This is a genomic window from Photobacterium rosenbergii (assembly GCF_003026455.1).
Lineage (GTDB): Bacteria > Pseudomonadota > Gammaproteobacteria > Enterobacterales > Vibrionaceae > Photobacterium > Photobacterium rosenbergii.
In genome coordinates this window covers 1-23,689 of the sequence record NZ_PYMB01000010.1, presented here as the reverse complement: position 1 = coordinate 23,689, position 23,689 = coordinate 1, and the positions used below count along the sequence as shown (strand labels likewise).

Annotated in this window: 22 protein-coding genes and 2 tRNA genes; 15 read left to right on the top strand and 9 right to left on the bottom strand. The window is 48.4% G+C overall.

The genetic code is table 11. The features are described from left to right. Positions 1–75 precede the first annotated feature (75 nt). Both arcA and C9J01_RS18180 read right to left on the bottom strand, forming a co-directional pair. Entirely contained in the window at positions 76–1,296 is a 1,221-nt protein-coding gene (arcA, locus tag C9J01_RS18185) for an arginine deiminase (RefSeq protein WP_107299565.1), read from the bottom strand. An 843-nt stretch (positions 1,297–2,139) separates the two neighbouring features. After that, positions 2,140–3,585, bottom strand: a complete 1,446-nt coding sequence (locus C9J01_RS18180) for a YfcC family protein (protein ID WP_107299564.1) — start codon at positions 3,583–3,585, stop codon at positions 2,140–2,142. A 750-nt stretch (positions 3,586–4,335) separates the two neighbouring features. Here C9J01_RS18180 and rraB point away from each other — a divergent pair. Continuing rightward, the gene (rraB, locus tag C9J01_RS18175) at positions 4,336–4,743 is read left to right on the top strand and encodes a ribonuclease E inhibitor RraB (RefSeq protein ID WP_107299563.1); all 408 of its coding nucleotides are present in this window, start codon (positions 4,336–4,338) and stop codon (positions 4,741–4,743) included. A 159-nt stretch (positions 4,744–4,902) separates the two neighbouring features. On the opposite strand, the gene C9J01_RS18165 is transcribed toward rraB, so the two are convergent. From C9J01_RS18165 to pepA, 5 genes are all read right to left on the bottom strand, one after another. Beyond that, positions 4,903–5,808, bottom strand: a complete 906-nt coding sequence (locus tag C9J01_RS18165) for a bifunctional helix-turn-helix transcriptional regulator/GNAT family N-acetyltransferase (protein WP_107299561.1) — start codon at positions 5,806–5,808, stop codon at positions 4,903–4,905. A gap of 36 nt (positions 5,809–5,844) precedes the next feature. Next, on the bottom strand, positions 5,845–6,315 hold the full coding sequence (locus tag C9J01_RS18160; RefSeq protein ID WP_107299560.1) for a DUF2061 domain-containing protein: 471 nt from the start codon (positions 6,313–6,315) through the stop codon (positions 5,845–5,847). A gap of 203 nt (positions 6,316–6,518) precedes the next feature. Beyond that, positions 6,519–9,380, bottom strand: a complete 2,862-nt coding sequence (locus tag C9J01_RS18155; RefSeq protein WP_107299559.1) for a valine--tRNA ligase — start codon at positions 9,378–9,380, stop codon at positions 6,519–6,521. A 27-nt stretch (positions 9,381–9,407) separates the two neighbouring features. Next, the gene (locus C9J01_RS18150) at positions 9,408–9,857 is read right to left on the bottom strand and encodes a DNA polymerase III subunit chi (RefSeq protein ID WP_107299558.1); all 450 of its coding nucleotides are present in this window, start codon (positions 9,855–9,857) and stop codon (positions 9,408–9,410) included. 52 nt (positions 9,858–9,909) lie between these two features. Then, a complete protein-coding gene (pepA, locus tag C9J01_RS18145; protein ID WP_107299557.1) occupies positions 9,910–11,418 on the bottom strand; it encodes a leucyl aminopeptidase in 1,509 nt (502 codons plus the stop codon). A 196-nt stretch (positions 11,419–11,614) separates the two neighbouring features. Between pepA and lptF the strand changes: the two genes are divergently transcribed. Further along, a complete protein-coding gene (lptF, locus tag C9J01_RS18140; protein WP_107299556.1) occupies positions 11,615–12,715 on the top strand; it encodes an LPS export ABC transporter permease LptF in 1,101 nt (366 codons plus the stop codon). Beyond that, positions 12,715–13,785, top strand: a complete 1,071-nt coding sequence (gene lptG / locus C9J01_RS18135; RefSeq protein WP_107299555.1) for an LPS export ABC transporter permease LptG — start codon at positions 12,715–12,717, stop codon at positions 13,783–13,785. The genes lptF and lptG overlap by 1 nt, the downstream gene beginning before the upstream one ends. A 70-nt stretch (positions 13,786–13,855) precedes the next feature. Here lptG and C9J01_RS18130 read toward each other — a convergent pair whose 3' ends face one another. Then, entirely contained in the window at positions 13,856–14,350 is a 495-nt protein-coding gene (locus C9J01_RS18130; protein WP_107299554.1) for an RDD family protein, read from the bottom strand. A gap of 230 nt (positions 14,351–14,580) precedes the next feature. On the opposite strand from C9J01_RS18130, the gene C9J01_RS18125 reads away from it, so the two are divergent. The 8 genes from C9J01_RS18125 (at position 14,581) to chbG (ending at position 20,034) form a co-directional block, all read left to right on the top strand. Then, positions 14,581–14,784, top strand: a complete 204-nt coding sequence (locus C9J01_RS18125; protein ID WP_107299553.1) for a hypothetical protein — start codon at positions 14,581–14,583, stop codon at positions 14,782–14,784. Next, positions 14,784–15,125 carry a hypothetical protein gene (locus C9J01_RS18120; protein WP_107299552.1) on the top strand — a complete coding sequence of 114 codons (342 nt, stop codon included), beginning with the start codon at positions 14,784–14,786 and terminating at the stop codon, positions 15,123–15,125. Before C9J01_RS18125 ends, C9J01_RS18120 begins: the two co-directional genes overlap by 1 nt. 123 nt (positions 15,126–15,248) lie before the next feature. Further along, positions 15,249–15,334 (top strand) — tRNA-Leu (locus tag C9J01_RS18115). Between the two features lie 478 nt (positions 15,335–15,812). Beyond that, positions 15,813–16,121, top strand: a complete 309-nt coding sequence (locus tag C9J01_RS18110) for a PTS sugar transporter subunit IIB (protein ID WP_107299551.1) — start codon at positions 15,813–15,815, stop codon at positions 16,119–16,121. A 105-nt stretch (positions 16,122–16,226) separates the two neighbouring features. Beyond that, a complete protein-coding gene (locus C9J01_RS18105; protein WP_107299550.1) occupies positions 16,227–17,561 on the top strand; it encodes a PTS sugar transporter subunit IIC in 1,335 nt (444 codons plus the stop codon). Positions 17,562–17,618: 57 nt separating this feature from the next. Further along, complete coding sequence (locus C9J01_RS18100; RefSeq protein ID WP_107299549.1) at positions 17,619–17,930, top strand: PTS lactose/cellobiose transporter subunit IIA; 312 nt, start codon at positions 17,619–17,621, stop codon at positions 17,928–17,930. A gap of 9 nt (positions 17,931–17,939) precedes the next feature. Next, positions 17,940–19,247: a 6-phospho-beta-glucosidase gene (locus C9J01_RS18095; RefSeq protein WP_419687273.1), complete on the top strand. Its 1,308-nt coding sequence runs from the start codon at positions 17,940–17,942 to the stop codon at positions 19,245–19,247. Positions 19,248–19,311: 64 nt separating this feature from the next. Continuing rightward, positions 19,312–20,034 carry a chitin disaccharide deacetylase gene (gene chbG / locus C9J01_RS18090; protein ID WP_107299547.1) on the top strand — a complete coding sequence of 241 codons (723 nt, stop codon included), beginning with the start codon at positions 19,312–19,314 and terminating at the stop codon, positions 20,032–20,034. Here chbG and C9J01_RS29645 read toward each other — a convergent pair. Beyond that, positions 20,031–20,183, bottom strand: a complete 153-nt coding sequence (locus tag C9J01_RS29645; RefSeq protein ID WP_158264560.1) for a hypothetical protein — start codon at positions 20,181–20,183, stop codon at positions 20,031–20,033. The two genes, chbG and C9J01_RS29645, sit on opposite strands and share 4 nt — an antisense overlap. A gap of 76 nt (positions 20,184–20,259) precedes the next feature. Between C9J01_RS29645 and C9J01_RS18085 the strand changes: the two genes are divergently transcribed. From C9J01_RS18085 to C9J01_RS18070, 4 genes are all read left to right on the top strand, one after another. Further along, positions 20,260–21,270, top strand: a complete 1,011-nt coding sequence (locus C9J01_RS18085; protein ID WP_107299546.1) for a LacI family DNA-binding transcriptional regulator — start codon at positions 20,260–20,262, stop codon at positions 21,268–21,270. 173 nt (positions 21,271–21,443) lie between these two features. After that, positions 21,444–21,529 (top strand) — tRNA-Leu (locus C9J01_RS18080). Positions 21,530–21,682: 153 nt separating this feature from the next. After that, complete coding sequence (locus C9J01_RS18075) at positions 21,683–23,116, top strand: aminotransferase-like domain-containing protein (RefSeq protein WP_107299545.1); 1,434 nt, start codon at positions 21,683–21,685, stop codon at positions 23,114–23,116. Between the two features lie 92 nt (positions 23,117–23,208). Beyond that, a complete protein-coding gene (locus tag C9J01_RS18070; protein ID WP_107299544.1) occupies positions 23,209–23,418 on the top strand; it encodes a hypothetical protein in 210 nt (69 codons plus the stop codon). The last annotated feature ends 271 nt before the right edge of the window (positions 23,419–23,689 follow it).

The following is a 23,689-nucleotide window of genomic DNA, read 5'->3' as shown; positions in this document are numbered from 1 at the left end:
AATGTGTTCTGAGAGGTCTTGCTTTTTGTGGCCGGTGCCAGGCACCGGCCGTAGGTTTGGCTAATTGCCTCGGTATTAGATACCGTCACGCTCGATTGGGCAGCTCATGCAGCGAGCACCACCACGGCCACGGCCTAGCTCATCACCTGGGATAGGTAGGACTGTGATACCTGCTTTGTCGTATTTCTCGTTGGTGTAGGTGTTACGCTCGTAACCGATAACAACGCCAGGCTTAACAGTTAGAACGTTGTTTGCATCATTCCACTGCTCACGCTCTGCTTCGAAGCTGTCACCACCTGTTGTGATAAGGTTTAGCTTGTCTACGCCTAGGGCTTTTTCGATAGCCGTTACGAAGTAGCCTTCCTCTTTCACTTTCACCGCACCAGACTCGTCGCCAGTTAGGCTCCAGCACTGTACGTCTTTGCGCACAACTTCTGGGTAAACAGAGAAAGTATCTTCACGCATGTGTGTCATTACTGTATCTAGGTGCATGCAAGAGCGGTGCTTAGGTAGCTGCATTGCGATAACTTGCTTCGCTTCACCGTGCTTGAACAGGCTAGATGCCAACTGCTCAACACCCTGTGGAGTCGTACGTTCAGACATACCGATAAGCACAGCGCCTTTACCGATAACCAATACGTCGCCGCCTTCGATAGTTGAGTTGTCGTACATCTTCTCTTCGTCGCCGAAGTACTTGATGAAGTCCTGGCCAGCGAAGGTTGGGTGCCAGCGGTAGATAGCGCGAACGTGGTTGGTTTCACGCTGACGGGCAGGTTTCGCCATTGGGTTGATAGACACACCGCCGTATACCCAGCAAGACGTGTCACGGGTAAATAGGTGGTTTGGAAGTGGTTCAATGATGAAGTCAGTTGGCTCGTGCATACCCTGCATCATTGAAGAAGATTTAATTGGTAGCTCTGCGTAGCTTAGGCCGCCAAGCAGGATAGAAGACAACTCTTTGCTTGGTAGGTCTGCTAGGAAGCAACGTACATCGTTAGCGAATGCAGTACCTAGGCGGTAGTCAGAGATTTGGGTTTTCAGAAGCCAATCTTTCGCTTCTGGCACTTCTAATGTATCTGCTAGTAGATCACCAAGAAGCATAACTTCAACACCTTGCTCGCGCAGTGTGTTAGCAAATACGTCGTGTTCCTGGCCTGCGCGTTCAACTGCTAATACATCATCAAAAAGTAGATCGTGACAGTTTGATGGTGTTAGGTGAGTTAGGGCACGCTCTGGACGGTGGATAAGAACGCGGCGCAATTGACCTATTTCAGAACCTACGTAAAACTTACTCATGATCGTATCTCTCTTTATTTATCGCCAAGTGTTTGGCTGTATTTGTTTTATTGCAAAGTAAGAGTTTATTTATTTCTTTGCTTTCGTATCTGGGTTTTATTTTACCCTTAAGGCATTCTCAGTCTTAGAGGTTTATCACACTTTTATTATTAATATAGTAACGCTATATATTTGTTTTATTAACATTTTTAATGCACTTGTCACTCGCTTACGTGAATGGGTATTTATGTGCTTTGTCTAGGTTAACAGCAATGTTGCTTTGTTTAAGTTGTTGTTTTGAATGAGTTGTTTCGGTGGTTGTGGAATCTTATTCAGAAGTTTTCACGTTATGCATATGTGAAAAAGATATTCTTATGCACTAAAAGTGTTTGTCTATATAGAAATAAGTAGAATGTTACTTGGTTGGTAACAAATATTTTTCCTTTTATATTTTTGATTTGGCTTTTTGTAATTTAAATACATAAGTTCAATCACTGGTTTTTGATTGCATTTAAATAGAATGGCCTAGTTATAAATTGTCTATATGACTTTTGTATGGTGGTTTATTGATATTTGAGTTAATAAATTTAGCCATAAGCTGGAAGGTTATTCTGTTATGTGTGGTAGATATAAACAGAATAAAAGCCGTTATATCGATGAATAACGGTAGGTTGCTAGGTAACGTTGAAATTCAGGGAGGACGGTTTGGCCATGAAATGAGACAGCCTAAGAGGGTTTGCTTGTCTGGTGCCCAACTTATCCTGTGGCGGACCGTTATTTGATACAGTTGGCTGAGTCTATGGCGTGGAAATAAAAAAGCCGCCCAGAAGGGCGGCGAAGTAAGCAAGATCGAAAGGGGGGGATTTATAGCATGGCGCCGACGCTCAGCATGACCATGATCAGTACGGTTAGAATACCCAATAGCGGCGCAACCCATTTAACCCAGCGAACGTAAGGCACGCGAGCGATAGCCAAACCACCCATTACGACGGCTGAGGTTGGTGTCATTAGGTTTACAATACCTGATGCTGACTGGTAGGCGGTGACCACTAGGTCACGGCTGACACCAGCGAAGTCTGCCAGTGGTGCCATGATTGGCATGGTCAGTACCGCTAGGCCTGAAGATGAAGGCACCAAGAACGATAGCAAGATCTCCAGCCAGTACATCACATTGATAAATACGATAGAAGACAGGCCGGTAACGGCATGTTCAGCTGCATTCAAGATAGTATCTGTGATCATACCGCGGTCCATAATAACCACGATACCGCGGGCGATACCGATAATTAGGGCAACACCCAGTAGGTCACGCGCACCGTCAATGAAGCTAGATGTGAACTCTTCTTCGCTCATACGGGCAATCAAGCCGATGATGATGGTTGAGGCCAGGAACATCGCAGAGATTTCAGCCATCCACCAACCCACAACGGCCACACCGTAAATCATGATACCGAAAGAGGCGGCAAAAATAGCAAGGATAACTTTACGGGTTGTGGTGAACTCCAGCATCTCACCAGACTGGTTACCCAGGAAGTGTGCTTTGTTCTCTTCGTATTTGTCGTAGACAATTGATTTGGTTTTATCTGCGCGAACCATCTTGGCATAGCGCATGACGTAACCCACACAAATCAACCAGCCAACAACTAGCATGGCAACGCGCAGCATGATGCCGTCTGTGAATGGGATACCTGCCGCATTGGCAGCGATGACGGTTGCGAATGGGTTAATGGTTGAACCTAGGGTACCGATACCTGCACCAAGCAGTACAGTTGCAGCGGCAACCACTGGGTCAAAGCGTGCTGCCATCATGACTGGCACCAACAGGGTGTAGAACGGTAGTGATTCTTCCGCCATACCATAGATGGTACCGCCTGCAGCAAACAGCGCCATCAGGATCGGTATCATTAATTCTTCCCGGCCCTGCAAGCGAGCGGTAACGCGTTCGATGCCCGCATCAATCGCCCCTGTTTTGGTCACTAGGCCAAGGAAGCCACCAATGACCAGAATGAACAGCGAGACGTCGATAGCAGCAGCTTCGTAGGTGGTATGGTCATAGAAGCCATCGATAGGGGCTAAAAGCACATCCACAACACCTTGTGGGTTGCTCTCTACAGCGTGGTATGTCCCGGTGACAGGGACTTCTTTGCCCAGATCTTCATTCATGACACGGTCGTACTGGCCAGCCGGTACTATCCAGGTCATCAATGCAACAAGGGCGATAAGGGCAAATAAAATGGTATAGGCAGAAGGGAATTTAAAATTAGCGAAGAAGCCGCCTTTCTCTTCCTGTTTCATTGTTTCGGTTGTCATTGTTTTCTCCTTGCCCTTGTACATCCAGTACAAGGGTGATTCATCTACCAAGCCTGTCGTCAGGCATGACGGGGCTCGCCGGACATGACGCCGGAGCAGGCAGAACCAGGTGTTAGTTGCAACTAACGGAAATGGTTTACAGGTTGTTTATCCGTGCTGTCGAAACAGATTGGATAGAGGTGTCAATGTTGGGTGAGGTGTCGGAGCCGCGCTCTCACTCTCTGGCATCGCAAAGGATTCCGATAGCAATTCGCTATCTAACCCAGATGTCAGGTGGGTGAGTGTCCTACGGGGACGACGCAGCTGGCTGCGGCGCCGTCTCCCAGGCTCAGGGCCGTGGTAGAAGTTACTCATGATCGTATCTCTCGTATGCTTATTTAATGGCCATCAGTCTTTGCCGTGGCTCTATTTGCTTATTGCCACTGAATTTTATGCCGCTGGGCGCAGTATATCTTTGGGATTGTTCACACTTTTTCGGCACTTTCATACCGCCCGGCTATCGGTAAATAGGGTGTTGAGGGTATTTCTCTGAGTTTTGTGGGTGAATATGCTATTGAGGGTTTTGTGTTTATTCGTTCAAAGCGCATATTGGGGAATATTATGCATTTTTCCACGTTATTGCCGAGAGCAATAAATCGACCGTTAGTTTGATAAATATCAAGTTTTCAAGTGGAGGCGATTTCATTTGGTATTTCATTGCGATCCGTGCGATATTTGCGTTCGAATTTATTTCATAGGTGGAGTTTCCCCATGTCTTATGCAGAAATTATTGAAGAGCAGAAGGAAGAAACGCGCGAAATCATTGCCGCGTTGCTAGAAGATGGCAGTGATCCTGATGCACTTTACAGCATTGAACACCACTTTTCGGCAGACACGTTCGAAGAGCTTGAAGGTGCTGCGGTAGAAGCTTTCAAGATGGGCTTTGAAGTCCTTGAAGCTGAAGAGCTTGAACTGGCACCGGAAGACGGTGGCGGTAAAGTAGTATGTTTCGATGCCGTGATGGAATCCGCTCTGAATGCCGATGCCATTGACGAGCAGGCTGAGAAGCTGATCCAGCTCGCTGAAAAGCACAACATCGATTACGACGGCTGGGGTACTTACTTCGAGTCGGGCGAAGAAGATGACGATGAAGAGTACGAAGACGAAGACGAAAAGTAATCGTCGACAGCCGTAACATCGCAATCAAAAGCTGGCAATAGGCCAGCTTTTTTGTACCTTGAATCTAATTGAAGCCCCTTATAATCTGCCCATAGCCCATAGCCCATAGCCCATAGCCCATAGCCCATAGCCCATAGCCCATAGCCCATAGCCCATATTCTACAGCGTCTTGAGCATCCTGACCTCACAGGCATCGTGCCCGGTTTGGCCCATAGCGTGTGGGATGTGGACAAACCCTAGCCCCTGGTAAAGTTTGATCGCGGCCTGCAGAGAGGCAGTGGTCTCAAGGTAACAGGCTTTGAATTGCTGCTCCCGGGCAAACTTCAGGGCCGTGGCGGCAATCCGTCTGGCAAAGCCCTTGCCACGTAACTCTGGCAGGAAATACATCTTCTGCAGTTCACAGATACCTTCCTCGCCGGCCAATGGCGCAATACCGCCACCCCCTAATATCCGGTTATCCTTCTCTACCACCCAAAATGCGCTACCAGGCTCGCTGTAAACCTCACTAAGGGCATCTAATGTCGGATCGGCAACACCATAGCCTTTATCTGCCGTTAGGCCGTGCTCGGCTGATACCCTGCGTACGACAGCGGCCATCGCGGCATTATCAAGTGGGGTAAGAAGCCGAAGCTGGTAGCCTTCTTGCTGCTTGTTGGTCTGGATTGCTTTGGTATAGCGTTGCAGGCTTTGGGCAAGGTTGTCGATTTCATCTTGGTCAAGCTGCTCCATGAAATGAGCCACTTGGAGGTTGAGGGATTGGTTGAGGCTATCGAGTAGTGATTGGCCTTGCGATGAAAGGGTAGATAACTGCTTGCGACCATCGTTAGGATCGGCTTGTGTGGTCAGTAGCCCGGCATTGAGCAGGCTAGCGCAGGTCCGGCTAGCGTTAGATTTGTCAACCTTGAGCCGGGTGGCAAGTTGGTTGACCGAAAGTGGTTGGTTTTCCAGTTCTATCAGGGCGTGGGCCTGGACCGGGGTTATATCGAGGTTACCGCATTGGCGGTCAAGCATACCCAATTCCCGCACGAGGAGGCGGGATTGGGCCCTGAGGGAAGCTGCGTCCATGGAGTGGTCTCTTTTGGTTGCGTAGTGCAATCAAAATTAGTTGCTTCTCACAACGTTGTCAACCGCAATGTCACTTACATCTGTGTACTGCTGCAGTTCACCATGGTGGCAGGCAAGGTGACCAAGGGCTTCTTTCGCTGCTTGTTGTGCGGTTTTCTTCTGCCAGATACGCTCGTGGAAGTAGTAGGCAACCGTGTTGATAGCCGGCTCAATCATTGCCATCACACTGCCGATCAGTACATCACCAGTCAGCAGGTAGGCAACTCCAAAAGCAACGCTGAAGTGCACGACGGCAAAACTGAACGTTTTACGGCCTGGGTTGGCATAGCCACTGCGAAGCAGTGCTTTGGTCTGCCAGGCTTTCTCATGAAAATAGAAGGCCACCGTGTTGACCATTGGCTCGATCATAGCAATAAGGCTGCTGATCAAAATTTCGCCCGTCAGTAAGTAAGCAACGCTGAATGCGACAAAAAAGTGGATAATGGCAAAGCTAATGGTCTTTTTCATGGTGGACTCTCCCTCAGTTGATAACTAGATATTAGTGATAATTATTATCATTTGCAATCTATTATCATCTATCACTTCGATAGGTGTGCTCTATGACAGAATACGGTCTGGGTGAGTAGAAGGATTTATGAGTGAGGTCACAGTGGGCAGGCAATAAAAAAGCCGGCGCATGGCCGGCTTTGATTCAAGTGTGGTGCTGGTAATTACAGCGCAGCGATAGTTGCTTGCTGCTCAGCCAGTTTCACAAGAGTCTCTTTGTAACCATCAAGCTTCTCGCGCTCTTTGGCAACAACCGCTTCTGGCGCTTTAGCCACGAAACCTTGGTTGCCCAGTTTGCCTTCGATACGCTTGATTTCACCTTCGGTCTTCTTGATTTCTTTCGCTAGGCGATCAAGCTCAGCGTCTTTGTCAATCAGGCCAGCCATTGGGATCATCAGCTCAGACTTGCCAACCAGGGAGGTTGCACAAGCAGGCGTTTCTTCACCGGCAGTCAGTACACGGATGTTCTCTAGCTTGGCTAGGGAAACCAGCACTTGCTTGTTCGCTTCAAGGCGCGCGGCATCTTTGTCATCAGCGGCTTTTAGCATTACATCAAGCGGCTTGCTTGGGGCAATGTCGTACTCGGCACGTAGGTTACGGATGCTGGTGATAAAGCTCTTCACCCACTCGATGTCAGCCAAAGCTTCTTCGTTGAAGTTCGCTTCATCGTACTGAGGCAATGCCTGCAGCATGATAGTGTCACCTTCAACACCCTCTACCAGCGGCTTCACGCTCTGCCAGATAGTTTCGGTGATGTATGGGATCACTGGGTGAGCCAGGCGTAATGTCTTCTCAAGTACGGTGATCAGGGTGCGGCGTGTTGCACGTTGCTGTGCTTCAGTGCCTTTCCACAGTACCGGCTTGGTTAGCTCTAGGTACCAGTCACAGAACTGGTTCCAGATGAACTCGTAGATAGTGTTCGCAGCCATGTCCAAACGGAAGTTATCGATGTGGCCGTTGAACTCTTTCGCAGCTAGCTCGAACTGGGATTCGATCCACTTATCAGCCAGCGAGTACTCAAGCTCGGCATCAGTGGCGAAACCACAATCTTGATCTTCTGTATTCATCAGTACGTAACGGCTGGCGTTCCATAGCTTGTTACAGAAGTTACGGTAACCCTCAAGGCGCTTCATGTCCCAGTTGATGTCACGGCCGGTAGAAGCCATGGCAGCAAGGGTAAAGCGCAGGGCATCAGTACCGTAAGGTTCGATACCGTCTTCGAAAGTCTTGCGTGTTTGTTTTTCGATCTTTGCGGCCAGCTGTGGCTGCATCATGTTGCCACAGCGCTTTTCAACTAGGTCTTCAAGACCGATACCATCGATCATGTCGATTGGGTCAAGTACGTTACCTTTTGACTTCGACATCTTGTCGCCGTTTTCGTCACGGATCAGACCCGTTACGTAAACTGTCTTGAACGGAACCTGCGCCTTGCCGTCTTCGTCTTTGCAGAAGTGCATGGTCATCATGATCATGCGGGCAACCCAGAAGAAGATGATGTCAAAACCTGTTACCAGTACATCTGATGGGTGGAAGACTTTCAGGTCTTCAGTCTGCTCAGGCCAGCCTTGGGTACCGAACGTCCAAAGGGCAGACGAGAACCAAGTATCCAGCACGTCATCGTCCTGGCGAAGAACCACAACCGGTGCTAGGTTGTTCTGCTCGCGAACTTCTTCTTCGCTGCGGCCAACATAAACGTTACCGTCGTTGTCGTACCAAGCAGGGATACGGTGGCCCCACCATAGCTGGCGAGAGATACACCAATCCTGAATATCACGCATCCAAGAGAAGTACATGTTTTCGTATTGCTTAGGTACGAACTGGATGTCGCCGTTTTCTACCGCAGCAACAGCAGGCTCTGCTAGAGGAGCAGCACGCACGTACCACTGGTCAGTTAGCATTGGCTCGATAACCACACCACCACGGTCGCCGTAAGGTACGGTCAGGTCGTGGTCTTTGATTTCGTCCAGTAGACCCAGTTCGTCGAACTCGGCAACGATAGCTTTACGTGCAGCAAAGCGTTCCATGCCGTGGTATTTTTCCGGTAGCTCTGTGCTGTAGGCATCGCTTGGTTCGCCATTAGTGGTGAACACTTCAGACGCATCACGGATATCAGCATTGAACGTCAGGATGTTGATCATAGGCAGGCTGTGGCGCTTGCCCACTTCGTAGTCGTTGAAGTCGTGTGCAGGGGTGATCTTCACACAACCTGTGCCTTTTTCCATGTCAGCGTGTTCGTCGCCAACGATTGGAATACGGCGGTCAACGATAGGCAGAAGGATTTCTTTGCCGATCAAGTCTTTGTAACGTGGATCTTCCGGGTTGACTGCCACACCGGTATCACCCAGCATGGTTTCCGGACGGGTAGTTGCTACTACGATGTAGTCTTTGCCTTCAGCCGTTTTCACGCCGTCAGCCAGCGGGTAGCGGAAGTGCCACATGTGGCCTTTCTTGTCTTTGTTTTCTACTTCAAGATCTGAAATGGCGGTGTGCAGTTTCGGATCCCAGTTAACAAGACGCTTACCGCGGTAGATCAAGTCTTCTTCGAACAGGCGAACGAAAACTTCCTGAACGGCGTTAGACAGGCCGTCGTCCATCGTGAAGCGCTCACGATCCCAGTCTACAGAAGCGCCTAGGCGACGAAGCTGCTTGGTGATAGTGCCACCAGACTCACCTTTCCACTCCCAGATTTTATCGATGAAAGCGTCACGGCCGTAGTCGTGCTTGGTCTTGCCTTCTTCGGCAGCAATCTTACGCTCCACAACCATCTGGGTAGCGATACCCGCGTGGTCAGTACCGACTTGCCATAGGGTGTTCTTGCCCTTCATACGCTCACAGCGGATCAGGGTATCCATGATGGTATCCTGGAACGCGTGGCCCATGTGCAGGCTACCTGTGACGTTCGGCGGTGGGATCATGATGCTGTAGGCATCTTTTGATGTGTCACCGTGAGGCTTGAAGTAACCAGCCTCTTCCCAGCGCTGGTACAGCGCCTTTTCAATTGATTGTGGGTTGTATGTCTTTTCCATAGCGCTCTTAGAAGGATCTATGTGGAATTAGGGCGTCGCAGCATTGGCGGTGTTGAGCTGGATACCAGCCTGGCGATATTGCTTGTAGCGTTCGCGTGCCAATTGCTTCTGTTTTTCATCGCAAGGGACGAAGTCTACCACTTGTGAGAAGGTAACGGCAAAATTTGGTGCATCGAGCCCCAAATTAATCAGGATCCCGCGCCGTCCGCTGTGGCGCAGTCCGGGCCAACCAATCTCGACCGGTGAACCGCCACGGGGGCCTTCACCTATCAGGTTATGGGGCACGAAGTTATCGGGATCCAGCTGCCATAAATACTCATCTATTTGTTCTGCCTGTGCTTTGTCGGCAGCAAGCAAGTAGACTTTGTGGCCCTGGCGGTAACTCATTGCTGCTTGATGACAGGCAAAATGCAGCTGGAAGTCGTTATCCTCTGCATGTTGCTGTTCACTGATTATATAAAAAGTAGCATGAGTCATGGCGTTTACTCTATAAACGAAGGGGGCCGTTTGGCCCCCTTTATCGTCAATTTTACTCGACGTTCTCTAGGCCGGCTCGGTTGAGCAGGAATTGGACCAGCAATGGGACCGGACGACCGGTTGCCCCTTTCGCCTTGCCACCGACCCAAGCGGTACCTGCGATGTCTAGGTGTGCCCAGTTGTATTTCTTGGCAAAACGAGACAGGAAACAACCTGCGGTAATCGTACCTGCTCCCGGTGAGCCCAGGTTCGCCATATCGGCAAACGGACTTGCCAGTTGCTCCTGATACTCATCGTTCATTGGCAGGCGCCATGCGCGGTCGCCCGCTTGCTCGGAAGCGTTGATCAGCTCGTGAGCTAGCGGGTTGTGGTTTGAAAGCAGGCCACTGATGTGGTTACCCAGTGCAACTACACAGGCACCCGTTAGGGTCGCTACATCGACAACACATTCTGGCTCGAAGCGTTCAACGTAAGTCAGTGCATCACATAGGACCAAGCGGCCCTCGGCATCGGTATTTAGCACTTCTACTGTCTGGCCTGACATGGTTGTCAGGATGTCACCCGGGCGGTAGGCTCCGCCACCTGGCATGTTTTCACAGCCAGCCAGGATACCGACAACATTGATTGGCAGGTTAAGCTTCGCCAGCGCTTTCATCGCACCGAAGACGGTTGCTGCACCGCACATGTCGTATTTCATCTCATCCATCTGGGCAGATGGCTTGATAGAGATACCCCCGGAGTCGAAGGTCAGGCCTTTACCGATAAGAACAATTGGCTTGGCATCTGAATCAGGGTTGCCCTTGTATTCAATCACCGACATCATGGCTTCGTTTTTCGAGCCCTGGCCTACGGCTAGGTATGAAGTCATGCCCAGCTCTTTCATTTCCTGCTCGCCAATGATCTTGGTGCTGACAGTATCGAAGTCATCCGCTAGGCGACGGGCCTGTGAAGCCAAGTAAGCTGGGTTTGCTACGTTTGGTGGCATGTTGCCCAAGTCTTTACCGGCTTTTACGCCAGAGGCGACAGCCAAACCGTGGGCGATCGCGCGCTCGCCAAGAGAAAGCTCACGGCGGGTCGGTACGTTGAATACCAATTTGCGCAGTGGACGGCGGGTCTCTGGTTTGCTGCTCTTAAACTGATTGAAGGTATACAGGCTGTCCTTAGTGGTTTCAACGGCCTGGCGCACTTTCCAGTAGGTGTCACGGCCCTTGACGTGCAGTTCTGTCAGGAAGCAAACCGCTTCCATCGAACCGGTTTCGTTCAGGGTGCTAATTGTTTTTTTGATGATCTGCTTGTACTGGCGTTCATCAAGTTCGCGCTCTTTACCACAACCAACCAGTAATACACGCTCTGATAATACGTTTGGTACATGGTGAAGCAGCAGCATTTGGCCAGGCTTGCCTTCTAGATCACCACGGCGAAGCAACGAGCTGATATAGCCATCGCTGATCTTGTCGAGCTGTTCGGCAATGGGAGAAAGGCGACGTGGTTCGAATACGCCAACGACGATACAGGCACTGCGCTGTTTCTCGGGGCTACCACTTTTTACACTGAACTCCATGCGTACTCCTACATCCTAATAAAGACAATTAAAGCTAAATGTTAGATAATGCCGCACTTATGTTGCTGGACCACAAATTCGGTATAGGATTAAAGTGCAGGTTAACAATTAGCCGAAAGATTAAAAAAATAACTGATTAACCGAAAAATTATAGTGATTCCAGTAAAAAAACAAGTTTTCTATGGGTATTTAAAGCGTGATTATTGTTCGGTATTTGACGCGTGAGACAGTAAAAAGCCAATTTGCGGTGCTTTTTGTCCTTTTTCTTGTCTTTATTAGTCAAAAATTTATTCGCATTCTAGCTGATGCAACAGAGGGTTCCATCCCGAGTGATTTGATTGCGACCTTGCTCGGTTTGTATATGCCTTCAATGGCGCTATTGATGCTGCCACTCAGTTTGTACATCGGCATTTTGCTGACTTTTGGCCGATTGTATGCCGAAAGTGAAATTACCGTGATGAATGCCACGGGTATTGGCAATAAATTTCTTATTCAGGCCGCGCTGTGGCTAGCGATTATCACCGGCTCGGTAGCGGCTTTCAATGCGTTGTGGCTGGCTCCTTGGTCAGTAGAAAAAACCGAACAGTTAATGGAGCAGGTGAAGGCGGACTCCGGCCTTGATTTGTTGGTGAAAGGCCAGTTCCAAGCTGCGCCTGATGGCCAGGGGGTCGTGTTCGTCAATGACATTACCAATAGCGGTAGCCGGCTGGATAAAGTGTTCGTTGCCCAGTTATCAGCCCGTGATGCATTGCGCCCGAGTGTGATGGTGGCTGACCGTGGTTATGTCAGTGAATTACCAGATGGCCGTCAGGTACTGGATTTGAAAGAAGGCACCCGCTACGAGGGGATCCCGACACGGCTGGACTATTCCATTACCCAGTTCGATGACTACCAGGCCCTTATTGGCCAGCGGGCTGTGCGTGAGAATAAGCGTGACTGGGACGCGTTGCCAACCCTTGAGTTGATGCAGCGGTCTGAGCTTGCTGCCAAGGCGGAGTTCCAGTGGCGTATGTCACTGGTCTTGTGTATCCCGTTGTTAACGATGATTGTTGTGCCACTTTCTGCCGTGAACCCGCGTCAGGGACGCTTTGCCAAACTGGTCCCGGCGGTATTGATTTACTTGGCTTATTTCCTAGCTATCAGTGCCGCTAAGTCTGCGGTCGAAGATGGGGGGCTACCGTCTTATATTGGCCTGTGGTCGATCAATGTTGTGATTTTTGCCGTAGCGATTGGCCTAAACAGTTGGGATACCCTAGCTATTCGTAAAGTGAGAGAGAAGTTTCGGAGACGTGGTTAATGTTTAAGATTCTGGATTTATACATTGGCCGAACACTGATTTCGACTTCGGCCCTCACGTTGTCGACCTTGGTGGGGCTGTCGGCCATCATCAAGTATGTCGAACAGTTGCGCAAAGTCGGTGATGGCACTTACGACCTTTGGAAAGCATTGGCTTATGTGTTGCTCAGTATTCCCCGCGATATTGAGATGTTCTTCCCTATGGCTGTGTTACTGGGGGCGCTGATTGGCCTCGGTATGCTGGCATCGAGCTCTGAGCTGGTGGTCATGCAGGCGGCAGGCTTTTCAAAGTTGGATATCGGCCTGTCGGTGTTGAAAACAGCAGTACCCTTGATGTTGATGATCACCTTGCTTGGTCAATGGGGGGCACCTGAAGCCCAGAAAGCCGCCCGGGAATTAAGGGCCTTGTGGACTTCCGGGGGGAATATCCTCTCGGTTCAGCAAGGCGTATGGACTAAAGACGATAACGATTTTATCTATATTGGCCGTGTGCATGAGCAGAAGGAATTGCATGGGATCAACATCTGGCAGTTTAATGATCAAGATGAGCTGACGCATTCGACTTTCGCCGAGTCGGCAACCTACGAGAGTGGCAATGGTTGGCAGCTAAAGAATGTAACGGTAACGACTTTAGGCAAAGATCAGCAGGTGAATGAGCGCTTGCCTGAGCTGCAGTGGCAGACGACGTTGACGCCAGATAAACTGGCCATTGTGACGCTTAAACCTGAAGAACTCTCGTTGTCTGGGGTATATGACTATAAAAACTACCTCGAGGATTCCAAGCAGGATTCATCACGTTATGCATTGGCATTTTGGCGTAAGGCACTGCAGCCTTTCTCAATTGCTGTGATGATGTTGCTGGCACTGTCTTTCGTATTTGGCCCACTGCGTTCGGTGACCATGGGGGCAAGGGTTCTATCGGGGGTCATTTTCGGCTTTGGTTTTTATATTTCGAATGAAGTGTTTGGGCCGATGAGTATTGTCTACCGCCTCCACCCGATAATAGGGGCGATAGGGCCGAGCTTGGTGTTCTTGTTTATCACCATTTACTTATTACGACGCAAGCTCTAATAATTGGATTCAAAAAGGCGCCCTAGGCGCCTTTTTTGTAGATATGATTCGGTGGCTTAAGGGGTATGGATCAGTTTACCTTTGGCAGCACAACCATTTCACAGTCAGCCATAGCATCCTGGAAAGATTGGTTGGTCTTGCTGAACGGTGCCAACAAGTTACCCAGCCCAAACGCAGAGGTTGCCATACGGATCATTGCCTGAGTCGGGCGGATATTCGAACCATCTTTATTCTGGATACGTAACTTCCATGCCCGCATCCCCAAAGTTTGGCCGGCCTGGCACCAGAAATAAGTAAAGAAGCTAACAATAACGACAGCAAGGTAGCCAGTGTAAAGCATGCCCACCACCGGGTGAAGGGTCATGTAGGCGCTGACATCTTCATAGCCAGTAATATCGACCATGCCGACGGCGACTAAGGCTGCCATCAAGCCGATAGCGATGCCGCCAGCAAGCATAAGGACGGCGGCGATAACGAGGGTGTCATACAGCCATGCCGCTAGGCGGCGGAAAAGGCTAGGATATTGTTTGGTGGATTCAACGTCCGGCTGTTTCTTCTTTTTCACAAGGTTTTCCAAATTAACTAAGCTTCAAGGTGTTGCGTGCAGTGTAGCAATATTACTCACAGGCGTGAATGATATGGATCTTGGAAATGAGAGCCGTCCAGCCAGCAGTTTTTGCTAGCAGCACTATATTTATTGGAGTCAGTAGCCAAAGTGCCTCGAGGGGCCTTGCGTTACTGCTGACACCTATTCCATAGCCTGTTTCTGGGCACTTTGATTGAGGAGCAAGAACAATGGCTGATACCCATGACAACACCACGAACTGGCCAGAATTGGCTGGTGCGCTTTATGACAAGCTAACAGAAAGGCATGCAGAGCTAACCTATGATTTTGACCATGTTGAAATCAGTGTGCCAAGTGGAGCTGGCGACAAGCCGGAGCACTCTATCTGGAAGGTGAATGGTAGCGTCAGTATTCGGGGGCGTAACCTAGATTGATGTTGGAATATTACGGCGAGGTTGAGGTTGAGGTTGACGGGGAAGTCGCTCACCTCAATGCACAAGGGCGGCAACTTACCCTGACAGTACCGAGTGATAGGATGCTCTTGGCTTTGATTGGGCTGTATTGCCGTTTTCCCGTGTCAAAGGCGACATCACATGCCCCTTTTATTTTTGATAACCACCACCTGTTGATCTGTGTCTCTCACGGTGGTTCCTTGAGTGTAACCAAACGGCAAAGTTGGCTTCGTGTGTACCTACCTTATAAATTTTCGCTAACGGGTATCAGCTGGTGGTTTCGTCATGGGCCACGGTTCTTGTATCAATTCTGGCGAAGTTAGCGTGCTTTGGCGTGTGCTTTGCTACCTAAAATGTTCAAAATCTCAACAAACAAACTTTAGGGAGCTATTTTCCCGCTTTTTCCTATTGCGTTGGAAAGCAAGATGCGTAGAATGAGCTCTATTGCCCGGGTGGCGAAATTGGTAGACGCAGCGGATTCAAAATCCGCCGGTGAATAACTGTGCCGGTTCAAGTCCGGCCCCGGGCACCATTTTCAAATGATAAAGCCTCGACGAAAGTCGGGGCTTTGTTGTATCTGGGACCTGCCTTGCTTTGAGCTATGTACAGTATTGGCTGCATCTTTCAAACCTTTATTTCTTCACTGTATCCCCTTCATAGTTACTAGCGCTCATTGTCCAATTGGTGCGGCAGGCCTCATAAAAGCGCGGGCTAGTCGTGTAATAAGTTCCTTTCTTCTCTTAATTGCGTAAATCAATCACCAAATAATAATCCTTAATATATCTTATTTATATTGATTGGTTAGTCATTTACCTCTCTGTTTTTTATTAAATGGATATTGGTTGAGTTTCTATTTAAAGTTCTTCAATAAATTATTTATGAAACCGTTGTTTATGAATTTGCGATTCTCTTCACACTCAATGCAACCGGTTGCGCTTTGTTTTGTTTTGCTTGTTAGCTAATATTTATTTGTCGTTTTTAAGTGTTAAAAATGAACCCTGGAGAGAGTAATGAAAAAGATTTTATTGTGTTGTAGTGCGGGTATGTCAACCAGCATGTTGGTCCAGCGAATGACGAAAGCTGCTGAAGAACGTGGCATTGAGTGCCAAATAGAAGCGCAGGCCGTAACAGTATTCGAAGATGCCATACAATCCTTTGACGTCTGTCTACTTGGGCCTCAAGTCCGTTTTCAGCTAGAAGAGTTGCGCAAAACAGCCTCCTTATATGGTAAACCTATTGATGCGATTTCTCCTATGGCATACGGGATGATGAAAGGTGAGGAAGTCCTTGAACAGGCTTTATCACTTATTCCTGAATAGTTTTTTAATTACCACTTACCCTAATAGAAAATAATAGTAGTAATTAAAACATCCTGTATATCTACGCAGGAAGGACTATTACGTTTGAAATAAAGGAATATCTATATGAAGTTTTACGATAAGCTGATGAGGTTTGTTGAAAATAGAATAGCCCCCATAGCGGTAAAAGTAGGTTCTCAAAAACATGTAAGGGCAATGCGAGATGGGTTTATCACCGCGATGCCATTTATTATTGTCGGTAGCTTTTTATTAATTTTAGCCTTCCCTCCATTTGCTGAAGATACGCAAAATGGTTTTGGTCGCGCTTGGCTAGATTTTGCCAGCAAAAACTTTGACATGATTATGATGCCTTTCAATATGACGATGGGAATCATGACAATTTTCGTGTCGATGGGGATAGGTTACAGCTTGGCCCGTGCTTACCAGATGGATGGCATCACCAGTACCTGCCTGTCATTAATGTGTTTCTTGTTGGTCGCAGCCCCAGTCAGCGGAGGTGGGTTACCAACATCACACATGGGGGGAACCGGTATCTTTACGGCAGTTATCTGTGCGTTTTATTCTGTGGAATTGATCCGCTTCCTCAAAAAACACAACATCACTATCCGTTTGCCAGAGCAGGTTCCGCCGGCGATTGCCCGTTCTTTTGAGATGCTGATCCCTGTACTGGTTGTATTCATGACCGTTTACCCACTCAGCCTATTTGTCCAATCTCAGTACGATATGCTGATCCCAGATGCTGTCATGCAGATGTTCAAGCCATTGATCAGTGCTTCTAATTCTCTGCCTGCAATTATTGGTGCCTTGCTTGTTTCCCAGTTGCTTTGGTTTGCGGGTATCCATGGGGCAGCGATTGTCGTTGGTCTGCTTTCTCCGATTTTCTTGACCAACATAGGTGCCAACATTGATGCATTTGTTGCTGGTGAGCCTATTCCGAATATCTTTACCCAACCTTTCTGGGACTTCTATATCTTCATTGGTGGTTCCGGTGCGACCTTAGCGCTGGCCATTTTAATGGTCTTCAGCCGCTCTATTCATTTGCGTAGTTTAGGGCGAATGAGTGTGGTACCTGGCTTCTTCCAGATCAACGAACCGATTATTTTCGGTACGCCCTTGGTACTTAACCCTATGCTATTTGTTCCGTTTGTCTTTGCACCGGTTATCAATGCGGTGATTGCATATGTCGCGGTACATACGGGGCTTGTTGGTATGGGCGTGGCAACAACGCCTTGGACGACACCAGCCATTATCGGTGCTTCATGGGGAGCCGGTTGGACATTGGCTCCAGTCCTGTTGGTTATTGGCCTCCTGATCCTTGATCTCTTTATCTACTTGCCGTTCTTCAAGATGTTTGAAAAGCAATTGCTTGAGCAAGAGAAAGAGACCGCAGATCAGAAAGAGATGGGTAAAGCACCTATCGGTGAAGGTGCGACAGCGTAATGGTACGACTGCGGGCCATAGGCCCGCAGTGTTTATATCTTAATGGAGGAGAGACTGATGGATCAGGAATCAGTAGTCATGGAAATTATCGTCAATGCCGGTGAAGCCAGAAGCTTATGTTTTGAAGCATTGGCCAAAGCGCGCAAGCATGAGGTACTGGCGGCCAAGGGCTCGCTTAAACAAGCAAAAGAGTGCCTCAATCGCGCCCACTTGATCCAGACCCGGTTGATTGAAGCTGATCAGGGGGAGGGAAAAGTAAAAATGACCTTGGTGATGGTACATGCCCAAGATCATCTGATGACGACCATCCTTGCCCATGAGTTGGCAACAGAAATGGTTGCGATGCATGAAAGGTTGCTTGAAAAATAAGGACGGATTATGACCCAATCTCTTAAATTGGCCATTATTGGTGGTGGTAGCAGCTATACGCCAGAACTTGTCGAAGGGGTACTCAAGCGACTCGACAAACTCCCTGTAAAGGAAATGCACTTTGTCGATATTGAGGCGGGAAGGGAAAAGCTAGAGGTTATTGTAGGGCTTACTCGGCGGATGGTGGAAAAAGCCGGTGCTGATATTGAGATCAAGGCATCACTGGATCGCCGGGCTGCGATTAAAAATGCTGATTTTATTATGACCCAATTCCGGGTTGGTGGTTTACAGGCAAGGGCAAACGATGAACGTATTCCTATTGAATATGATGTGATTGGCCAGGAGACGACAGGCCCCGGTGGTTTTGCCAAAGCACTACGCACCATTCCGGTTATCTTGGATATTTGCAAGGATATTGAGGAGTTAGCGCCTAATGCGTGGATGCTGAACTTCACGAATCCTGCAGGGCTAGTTACCGAAGCGATTCAAAAGTACACGCGTGTTAAGTCTATAGGCCTTTGTAATGTGCCCGTATCGATGCAGATGATGATTGCTGAGATGATGGCATGCCCACCTGAAAAGCTCTCGCTCGAGTTTATTGGTTTGAACCACCTTGTTTGGGCCTACAGAGCATGGGTAGATGGTCAAGATGTGACGGCTGAAGTGTTGAAGAAAGTTGGTGACGGCCAGAACTTCAGTATGAATAACATCTTTGAGGAGCCTTGGGATCCTGACTTTCTCAATGAGTTAGGTGCCATTCCTTGTCCTTACCATCGTTACTTCTATCAAGTGGATGCGATGCTAGCTGAAGAAAAGGAATCTGCAAATGAGGGTGGTACACGGGCTGAGCAGGTAATGAAAACCGAAGCTGAGCTCTTCGATTTATATCGCGATCCCAACCTTGCGGATAAGCCCAAACAGCTTGAAATGCGCGGTGGAGCGTACTATTCAGATGCCTCTTTGAACTTGGTCGATGCAATTTATAACGACCGTAAAACGATCCATGTCGTCAATGTGGCGAACAATGGCACGATTTCAAGTTTGCCCAATGATGCGGTTATTGAATGCAGCGCTGTTGTGGGGAGTTGGGGTGTAAGACCTTTAGCTGTCGGTACGTTAAGTCCTGCCATCACCGGCTTGATCCATCAGGTTAAGGCGTATGAACAGCTTACGATTGAGGCTGCTGTTGAAGGGAGTTACAGCAAGGCTTTAATCGCCTTGTCGAGTAACCCGTTAGTGCCAGATATTACCCGTGCTAAAGCTATTCTTGAGGACATCCTGCGTACAAATCATGATTATCTGCCCAGTTTTGCTTAATTGATTATAAGGGTTGCGGCAGAGAGGGCTGAGCTCTCTGCTGCCAAGTGTAAAGAGGGATCTTATGCATGTAATTTTCAATGCGGACGACTTTGGTTTGACCCCGGGTATTAACTTGGGGATCGGGCAGGCTTGCCAATATGGAGTGGTCCGTTCAACAACAATGATGGTGGGGATGGCGGCAGAGCAACATGCTTTGCAGGTTGCATCAAATCAGCCATCGCTAGCGGTGGGGTTGCATCTACGGTTTACTACGGGAACGCCTTTAACTCCAGCGACCTCGGTTGTCGGCAATGATGGCTGTTTTTTAGCCAAAGAGACGTTCTGGCAAACGCAAATATTCAAAGAGCAAGAAATTGCTGATGAGGTCATTGCACAGGTTGAGCGTTTCTTGGCTACCGGGCTGCCACTTAGCCATGTAGATAGCCACCACCATGCACATATGCACCCTAAATTACTGCCTGTTATTGAAGAGGTTGTGGCGGGATATCAAGTGCCGCTTCGCGGATGCCTGAAAAATAAAAAAGACTATGTTTTCAGCCAAAACTTTTATGGTGAGTCACTGAGCGTCGATCAGCTACTCGCTATCATCAGGCATTATCGGGGGCAGTGTGAGGTATTGGAAATCATGTGTCATCCTGCCTACATCGATCAGCCCTTACTTGAATCGAGTGGCTATGCCTTACCTAGAGCGATGGAGTTAGAGATCCTTACTGATGCGAGGCTGAGAGAATCACTAGAACAATGGGGGGTGACGGTGGGGAATTTTCTGTCGATTAAAGGCTAATGCTTTTCAACCGTCATCGAAATAGCAGTTGTCAGTAGTGCATCTTTCCCCCCTAAATCGTTATGGGTGCTCTCTACTGGCAACTTGCTATGTGTCGGGCCGCGGATAAGGATGTGGTCATTACTGGCTTCATGTACCCAGAAAATCATTCTATAGTCGCTAATTGGACTTATAAGCCGGAGATGATGGTAGATAATTTATGCTGAAGGAGGAAATGCAACTGCCATGGCAAGTATAAAAGATGTTGCAGCATTGGCCGGGGTTCACCGCTCAACAGTATCGCGAATTATAAATGGGGAAGGGACATTTCGTTCTGATACCAAAAGGAAAGTTGAGCAAGCGATGACCGATCTCAACTACCGGCCAAGTGCTATTGCCCGCTCGCTGGCCACTGCCTCATCCAATATGACAGGGCTGCTTGTTACCTATTATACCGGTGGCTTCTTTGGTCAGATGATGGAGCAAGTACAGGCCGAGCTGGATCAGCACAATAAGTTTCTTATAACAGCACAAGGACATCACAGCGCGGAAGGGGAGCGGGAAGCGATTAGGCGGTTCCATGCGCTTAGGTGTGAAGGGTATGTTTTGAATAGCCGCCACTTAAGCGATGATGAGTTGAGGGCATTAGCACAAGAGCCTACCCCGTTTGTGCTCTTGGATAGGGTGGTCGAAGGTTTGGAGCCACGCTGTATTACTTTTGATCATCCTCTGGCTGCAAAATTAGCGGTGGAGCATTTGATACAGCAGGGGCATCGTAATATCGGCTGTATTTCCGGGCCACTGAGCCGAACAAGTAGCCACCTCCGTCTACAGGGGTACAAAGAAGCGTTGCAGCAGGCGGATATCAGGTTCGAGCCTGCGCTTTGTGTTGAAGGGGACTATGGAAGGAAAAGTGGCTATTTAGCGGCAAAACAGCTATACCGTTCTGCACCTGCAATGACGGCTTTGTTTTCATGTAGTGAGGAAATGACCCTCGGAGCATTGCAATATTTTCATGAACAGAGTGTTATTTTGCCGCAACAACTCTCCTTGATCAGTTTTGATAGCATTGAGCTTTGTGACGCGCTTTACCCGCAGGTATCGTCGGTTCACTTTCCCATTAGTCAAATGGCCCAAACGGCCGTTGAACTATTGATGTGTCAAATTAACCAAAAAGAGTGCGTTATCACCCAACACTTTTTACCCGAGTTACGCTTACGAGGCAGTGTAAGCAAGCAGGCAGTCCCTATAGCGTGATTTTTGATCATTCATAGTAATGGCTGAGGGCGATTTGGAAGCGCAGGTCTTTAAACGTTGTGGTGGCGTTCTGAACGTATTGGCTGCATACCATACGCTTGAGCGGCGGTTTTCGCTAAGAGATAAAAAAATGATTGTCTATCAGGTTGATATACGTATAATGAGCCGCATCTGCCCGGGTGGCGAAATTGGTAGACGCAGCGGATTCAAAATCCGCCGGTGAATAACTGTGCCGGTTCAAGTCCGGCCCCGGGCACCATTTTCAAATGACAAAGCCTCGACGAAAGTCGGGGCTTTGTTGTATCTAAACCTCAGCAAACTGAACTTTCTTCTCATAACTCACTACTCAAGCTGCCACTTGGTAAAAGATTGCTTATAGTAGCTATCCCACAGCAATGATATGAATTAGGCCATGCCGCCAAGGAAAGAGCCAAGCCCGGCTATCACTGTTATTGAACTGATAAAGCAGCAGATCAACCAGCAAGTTTGGTTGCCAGGTGAGCGAATCCCATCGATTCGTAAAATGAGTCAATTGCAGTCCATCAGCCCAATGACGGTGATGAAAGCTTATGAGCAGTTAGAGCTTGATGGCTGGATCCGTGCCAAGCCACAAAGTGGATATTTTGTCGCGCCGCATTTTAACCAACTTAATGCCCCTTCATTACCGCATCCTCAGGTCGTAAACCAATCTATCAACATCAACCGGCATGTTTTTGAAGTCATGAAAGGCATCAAGCAGCCAGGTGTGATCCCCTTTGGCTCTGCATTTCCCGACCCTAGTTTATTCCCGGTGCCGACATTAGGTCGGTTGTTGAGTCGCGCAGTGAAAACCATGCCATACGATAGTGGTATTACTGATTTAGCGCCTGGGTGTGAGTCTTTGCGGCGGGCAATCAGCCAGCGATATGCCAAAGCGGGTATTAATGTTAGTACCGATCAAGTCGTGATTACCTCCGGGGCAACAGAAGCGCTCGGATTGGGCTTAGCAGGTGTGACAAAGCCTGGTGATACGGTGCTGGTTGAGTCACCTGCATTCTATGGCGCCCTTCAGGCTATTGAAAGGCTTCATCTCAAGGCTGTTGAGGTACCTGTCTGTCCTGTGAAAGGTTTAGATATAGCAGCACTGATAACTTGCCTTGAGCGTTACCCTATCAAAGCATGCTGGTTGATGAGCAATTTCCAAAACCCAACAGGAGTGAGCCTTTCCCCTGAGCGGCAACAAGCTGTGTATGATCTTCTGGTAGCCCAAAATATTGCCATTATAGAAGATGATGTTTATGGCGAGCTCTATTACGGGGCGAGTAAACCTCCTTGTTTCAAGTCCATAGATAGTAAAGGGATGGTGATCCATTGCGCTTCATTCTCTAAATCCCTTGCGCCAGGGTTTCGTATTGGTTGGGCTCTTGCTGGACGGTTCGCCCAGCAAGTTACCGAACTTCAGTTTATGTCGACCCTTTCGGCACCTGTACCCAACCAGCATGCCATTGTCAGTTATATAAAGGAGGGGATATATGATAGCCACCTGCGACAACTGCGCCGAACGTTGTTAGCGAGGCAGCAGACAATGAGGGAAGCCATTCAGCGATTGTTTCCTGTTGGTACGACAGTTACCAAACCGGATGGGGGGTATTTTCTATGGGTTGGGCTCCCATTTGATGTAGATAGCTCCGAGTTGCTAGCACTATTACTTGAGCGGCATCGTATCAGCATAGCTCCTGGTACGTTGTTTTCTCTGGGTGAGCAGTACCGTCATTGTATTCGTATTAATAGTAGTTATGAGCTCACCGCTCAAAATTACGAGGCATTGAGCTCACTGGCCCAACTACTCAGTTGCCATAAACAATAAACTGTTTCGATATTTGTTAGGCAAACTGTACTACCCGAATTTATCAGTTCTCCTATTCAATATTGGTGTATTGAAGACAGAAGGAGGAAAACATGGGATGGAAAGGTATTACAGCAGAGCTGAAGCTGATAATTGTTGCTGTTGGGTGTGCGTTATTGTTGGTTTTTGGCCACCTCATTTTGGCCAAACAGCTGATTCAATACGCTTGGGTTGAGTATACAGCAGCCGGAATCCCCTTTTTATTGTTTGCTATTGCCGCTTGGGCGATACGTTATACCTTACGTTTGGAGCAGAAAAACTAGGTATTTACAGAATAGGCCTTCGCTTAATGGGAGTGGCTTGTAGGGTATTTATGCGCAAAATAGAGCTATTGTCTGTTTATTGAGCGTTTGGTTAATTTAAATGAAATAAATGCATTTTTGCTATTGCCAATGTGATCGAAGTCTCTATAATGCCACCTCACCGACACGGAGCACGGCAACTTAAGCCGGCAACGTAGCGGATTGTTCTTTAACAATTTGACCATGCAATCTGTGTGGGCACTCGTGAAATGATAGTCAACAAAAGAATTAT

Excerpts from the sequence above, each read along its gene's own strand:
- arcA (WP_107299565.1), bottom strand. The coding sequence starts at position 1,296 with ATGAGTAAGTTTTACGTAGGTTCTGAAATAGGTCAATTGCGCCGCGTT.
- C9J01_RS18180 (WP_107299564.1), bottom strand. The coding sequence starts at position 3,585 with ATGACAACCGAAACAATGAAACAGGAAGAGAAAGGCGGCTTCTTCGCT.
- rraB (WP_107299563.1), top strand. The coding sequence starts at position 4,336 with ATGTCTTATGCAGAAATTATTGAAGAGCAGAAGGAAGAAACGCGCGAA.
- C9J01_RS18165 (WP_107299561.1), bottom strand. The coding sequence starts at position 5,808 with ATGGACGCAGCTTCCCTCAGGGCCCAATCCCGCCTCCTCGTGCGGGAA.
- C9J01_RS18160 (WP_107299560.1), bottom strand. The coding sequence starts at position 6,315 with ATGAAAAAGACCATTAGCTTTGCCATTATCCACTTTTTTGTCGCATTC.
- C9J01_RS18155 (WP_107299559.1), bottom strand. The coding sequence starts at position 9,380 with ATGGAAAAGACATACAACCCACAATCAATTGAAAAGGCGCTGTACCAG.
- C9J01_RS18150 (WP_107299558.1), bottom strand. The coding sequence starts at position 9,857 with ATGACTCATGCTACTTTTTATATAATCAGTGAACAGCAACATGCAGAG.
- pepA (WP_107299557.1), bottom strand. The coding sequence starts at position 11,418 with ATGGAGTTCAGTGTAAAAAGTGGTAGCCCCGAGAAACAGCGCAGTGCC.
- lptG (WP_107299555.1), top strand. The coding sequence starts at position 12,715 with ATGTTTAAGATTCTGGATTTATACATTGGCCGAACACTGATTTCGACT.
- C9J01_RS18125 (WP_107299553.1), top strand. The coding sequence starts at position 14,581 with ATGGCTGATACCCATGACAACACCACGAACTGGCCAGAATTGGCTGGT.
- C9J01_RS18120 (WP_107299552.1), top strand. The coding sequence starts at position 14,784 with ATGTTGGAATATTACGGCGAGGTTGAGGTTGAGGTTGACGGGGAAGTC.
- C9J01_RS18110 (WP_107299551.1), top strand. The coding sequence starts at position 15,813 with ATGAAAAAGATTTTATTGTGTTGTAGTGCGGGTATGTCAACCAGCATG.
- C9J01_RS18105 (WP_107299550.1), top strand. The coding sequence starts at position 16,227 with ATGAAGTTTTACGATAAGCTGATGAGGTTTGTTGAAAATAGAATAGCC.
- C9J01_RS18100 (WP_107299549.1), top strand. The coding sequence starts at position 17,619 with ATGGATCAGGAATCAGTAGTCATGGAAATTATCGTCAATGCCGGTGAA.
- C9J01_RS18095 (WP_419687273.1), top strand. The coding sequence starts at position 17,940 with ATGACCCAATCTCTTAAATTGGCCATTATTGGTGGTGGTAGCAGCTAT.
- chbG (WP_107299547.1), top strand. The coding sequence starts at position 19,312 with ATGCATGTAATTTTCAATGCGGACGACTTTGGTTTGACCCCGGGTATT.
- C9J01_RS29645 (WP_158264560.1), bottom strand. The coding sequence starts at position 20,183 with ATGATTTTCTGGGTACATGAAGCCAGTAATGACCACATCCTTATCCGC.
- C9J01_RS18085 (WP_107299546.1), top strand. The coding sequence starts at position 20,260 with ATGGCAAGTATAAAAGATGTTGCAGCATTGGCCGGGGTTCACCGCTCA.
- C9J01_RS18075 (WP_107299545.1), top strand. The coding sequence starts at position 21,683 with ATGCCGCCAAGGAAAGAGCCAAGCCCGGCTATCACTGTTATTGAACTG.
- C9J01_RS18070 (WP_107299544.1), top strand. The coding sequence starts at position 23,209 with ATGGGATGGAAAGGTATTACAGCAGAGCTGAAGCTGATAATTGTTGCT.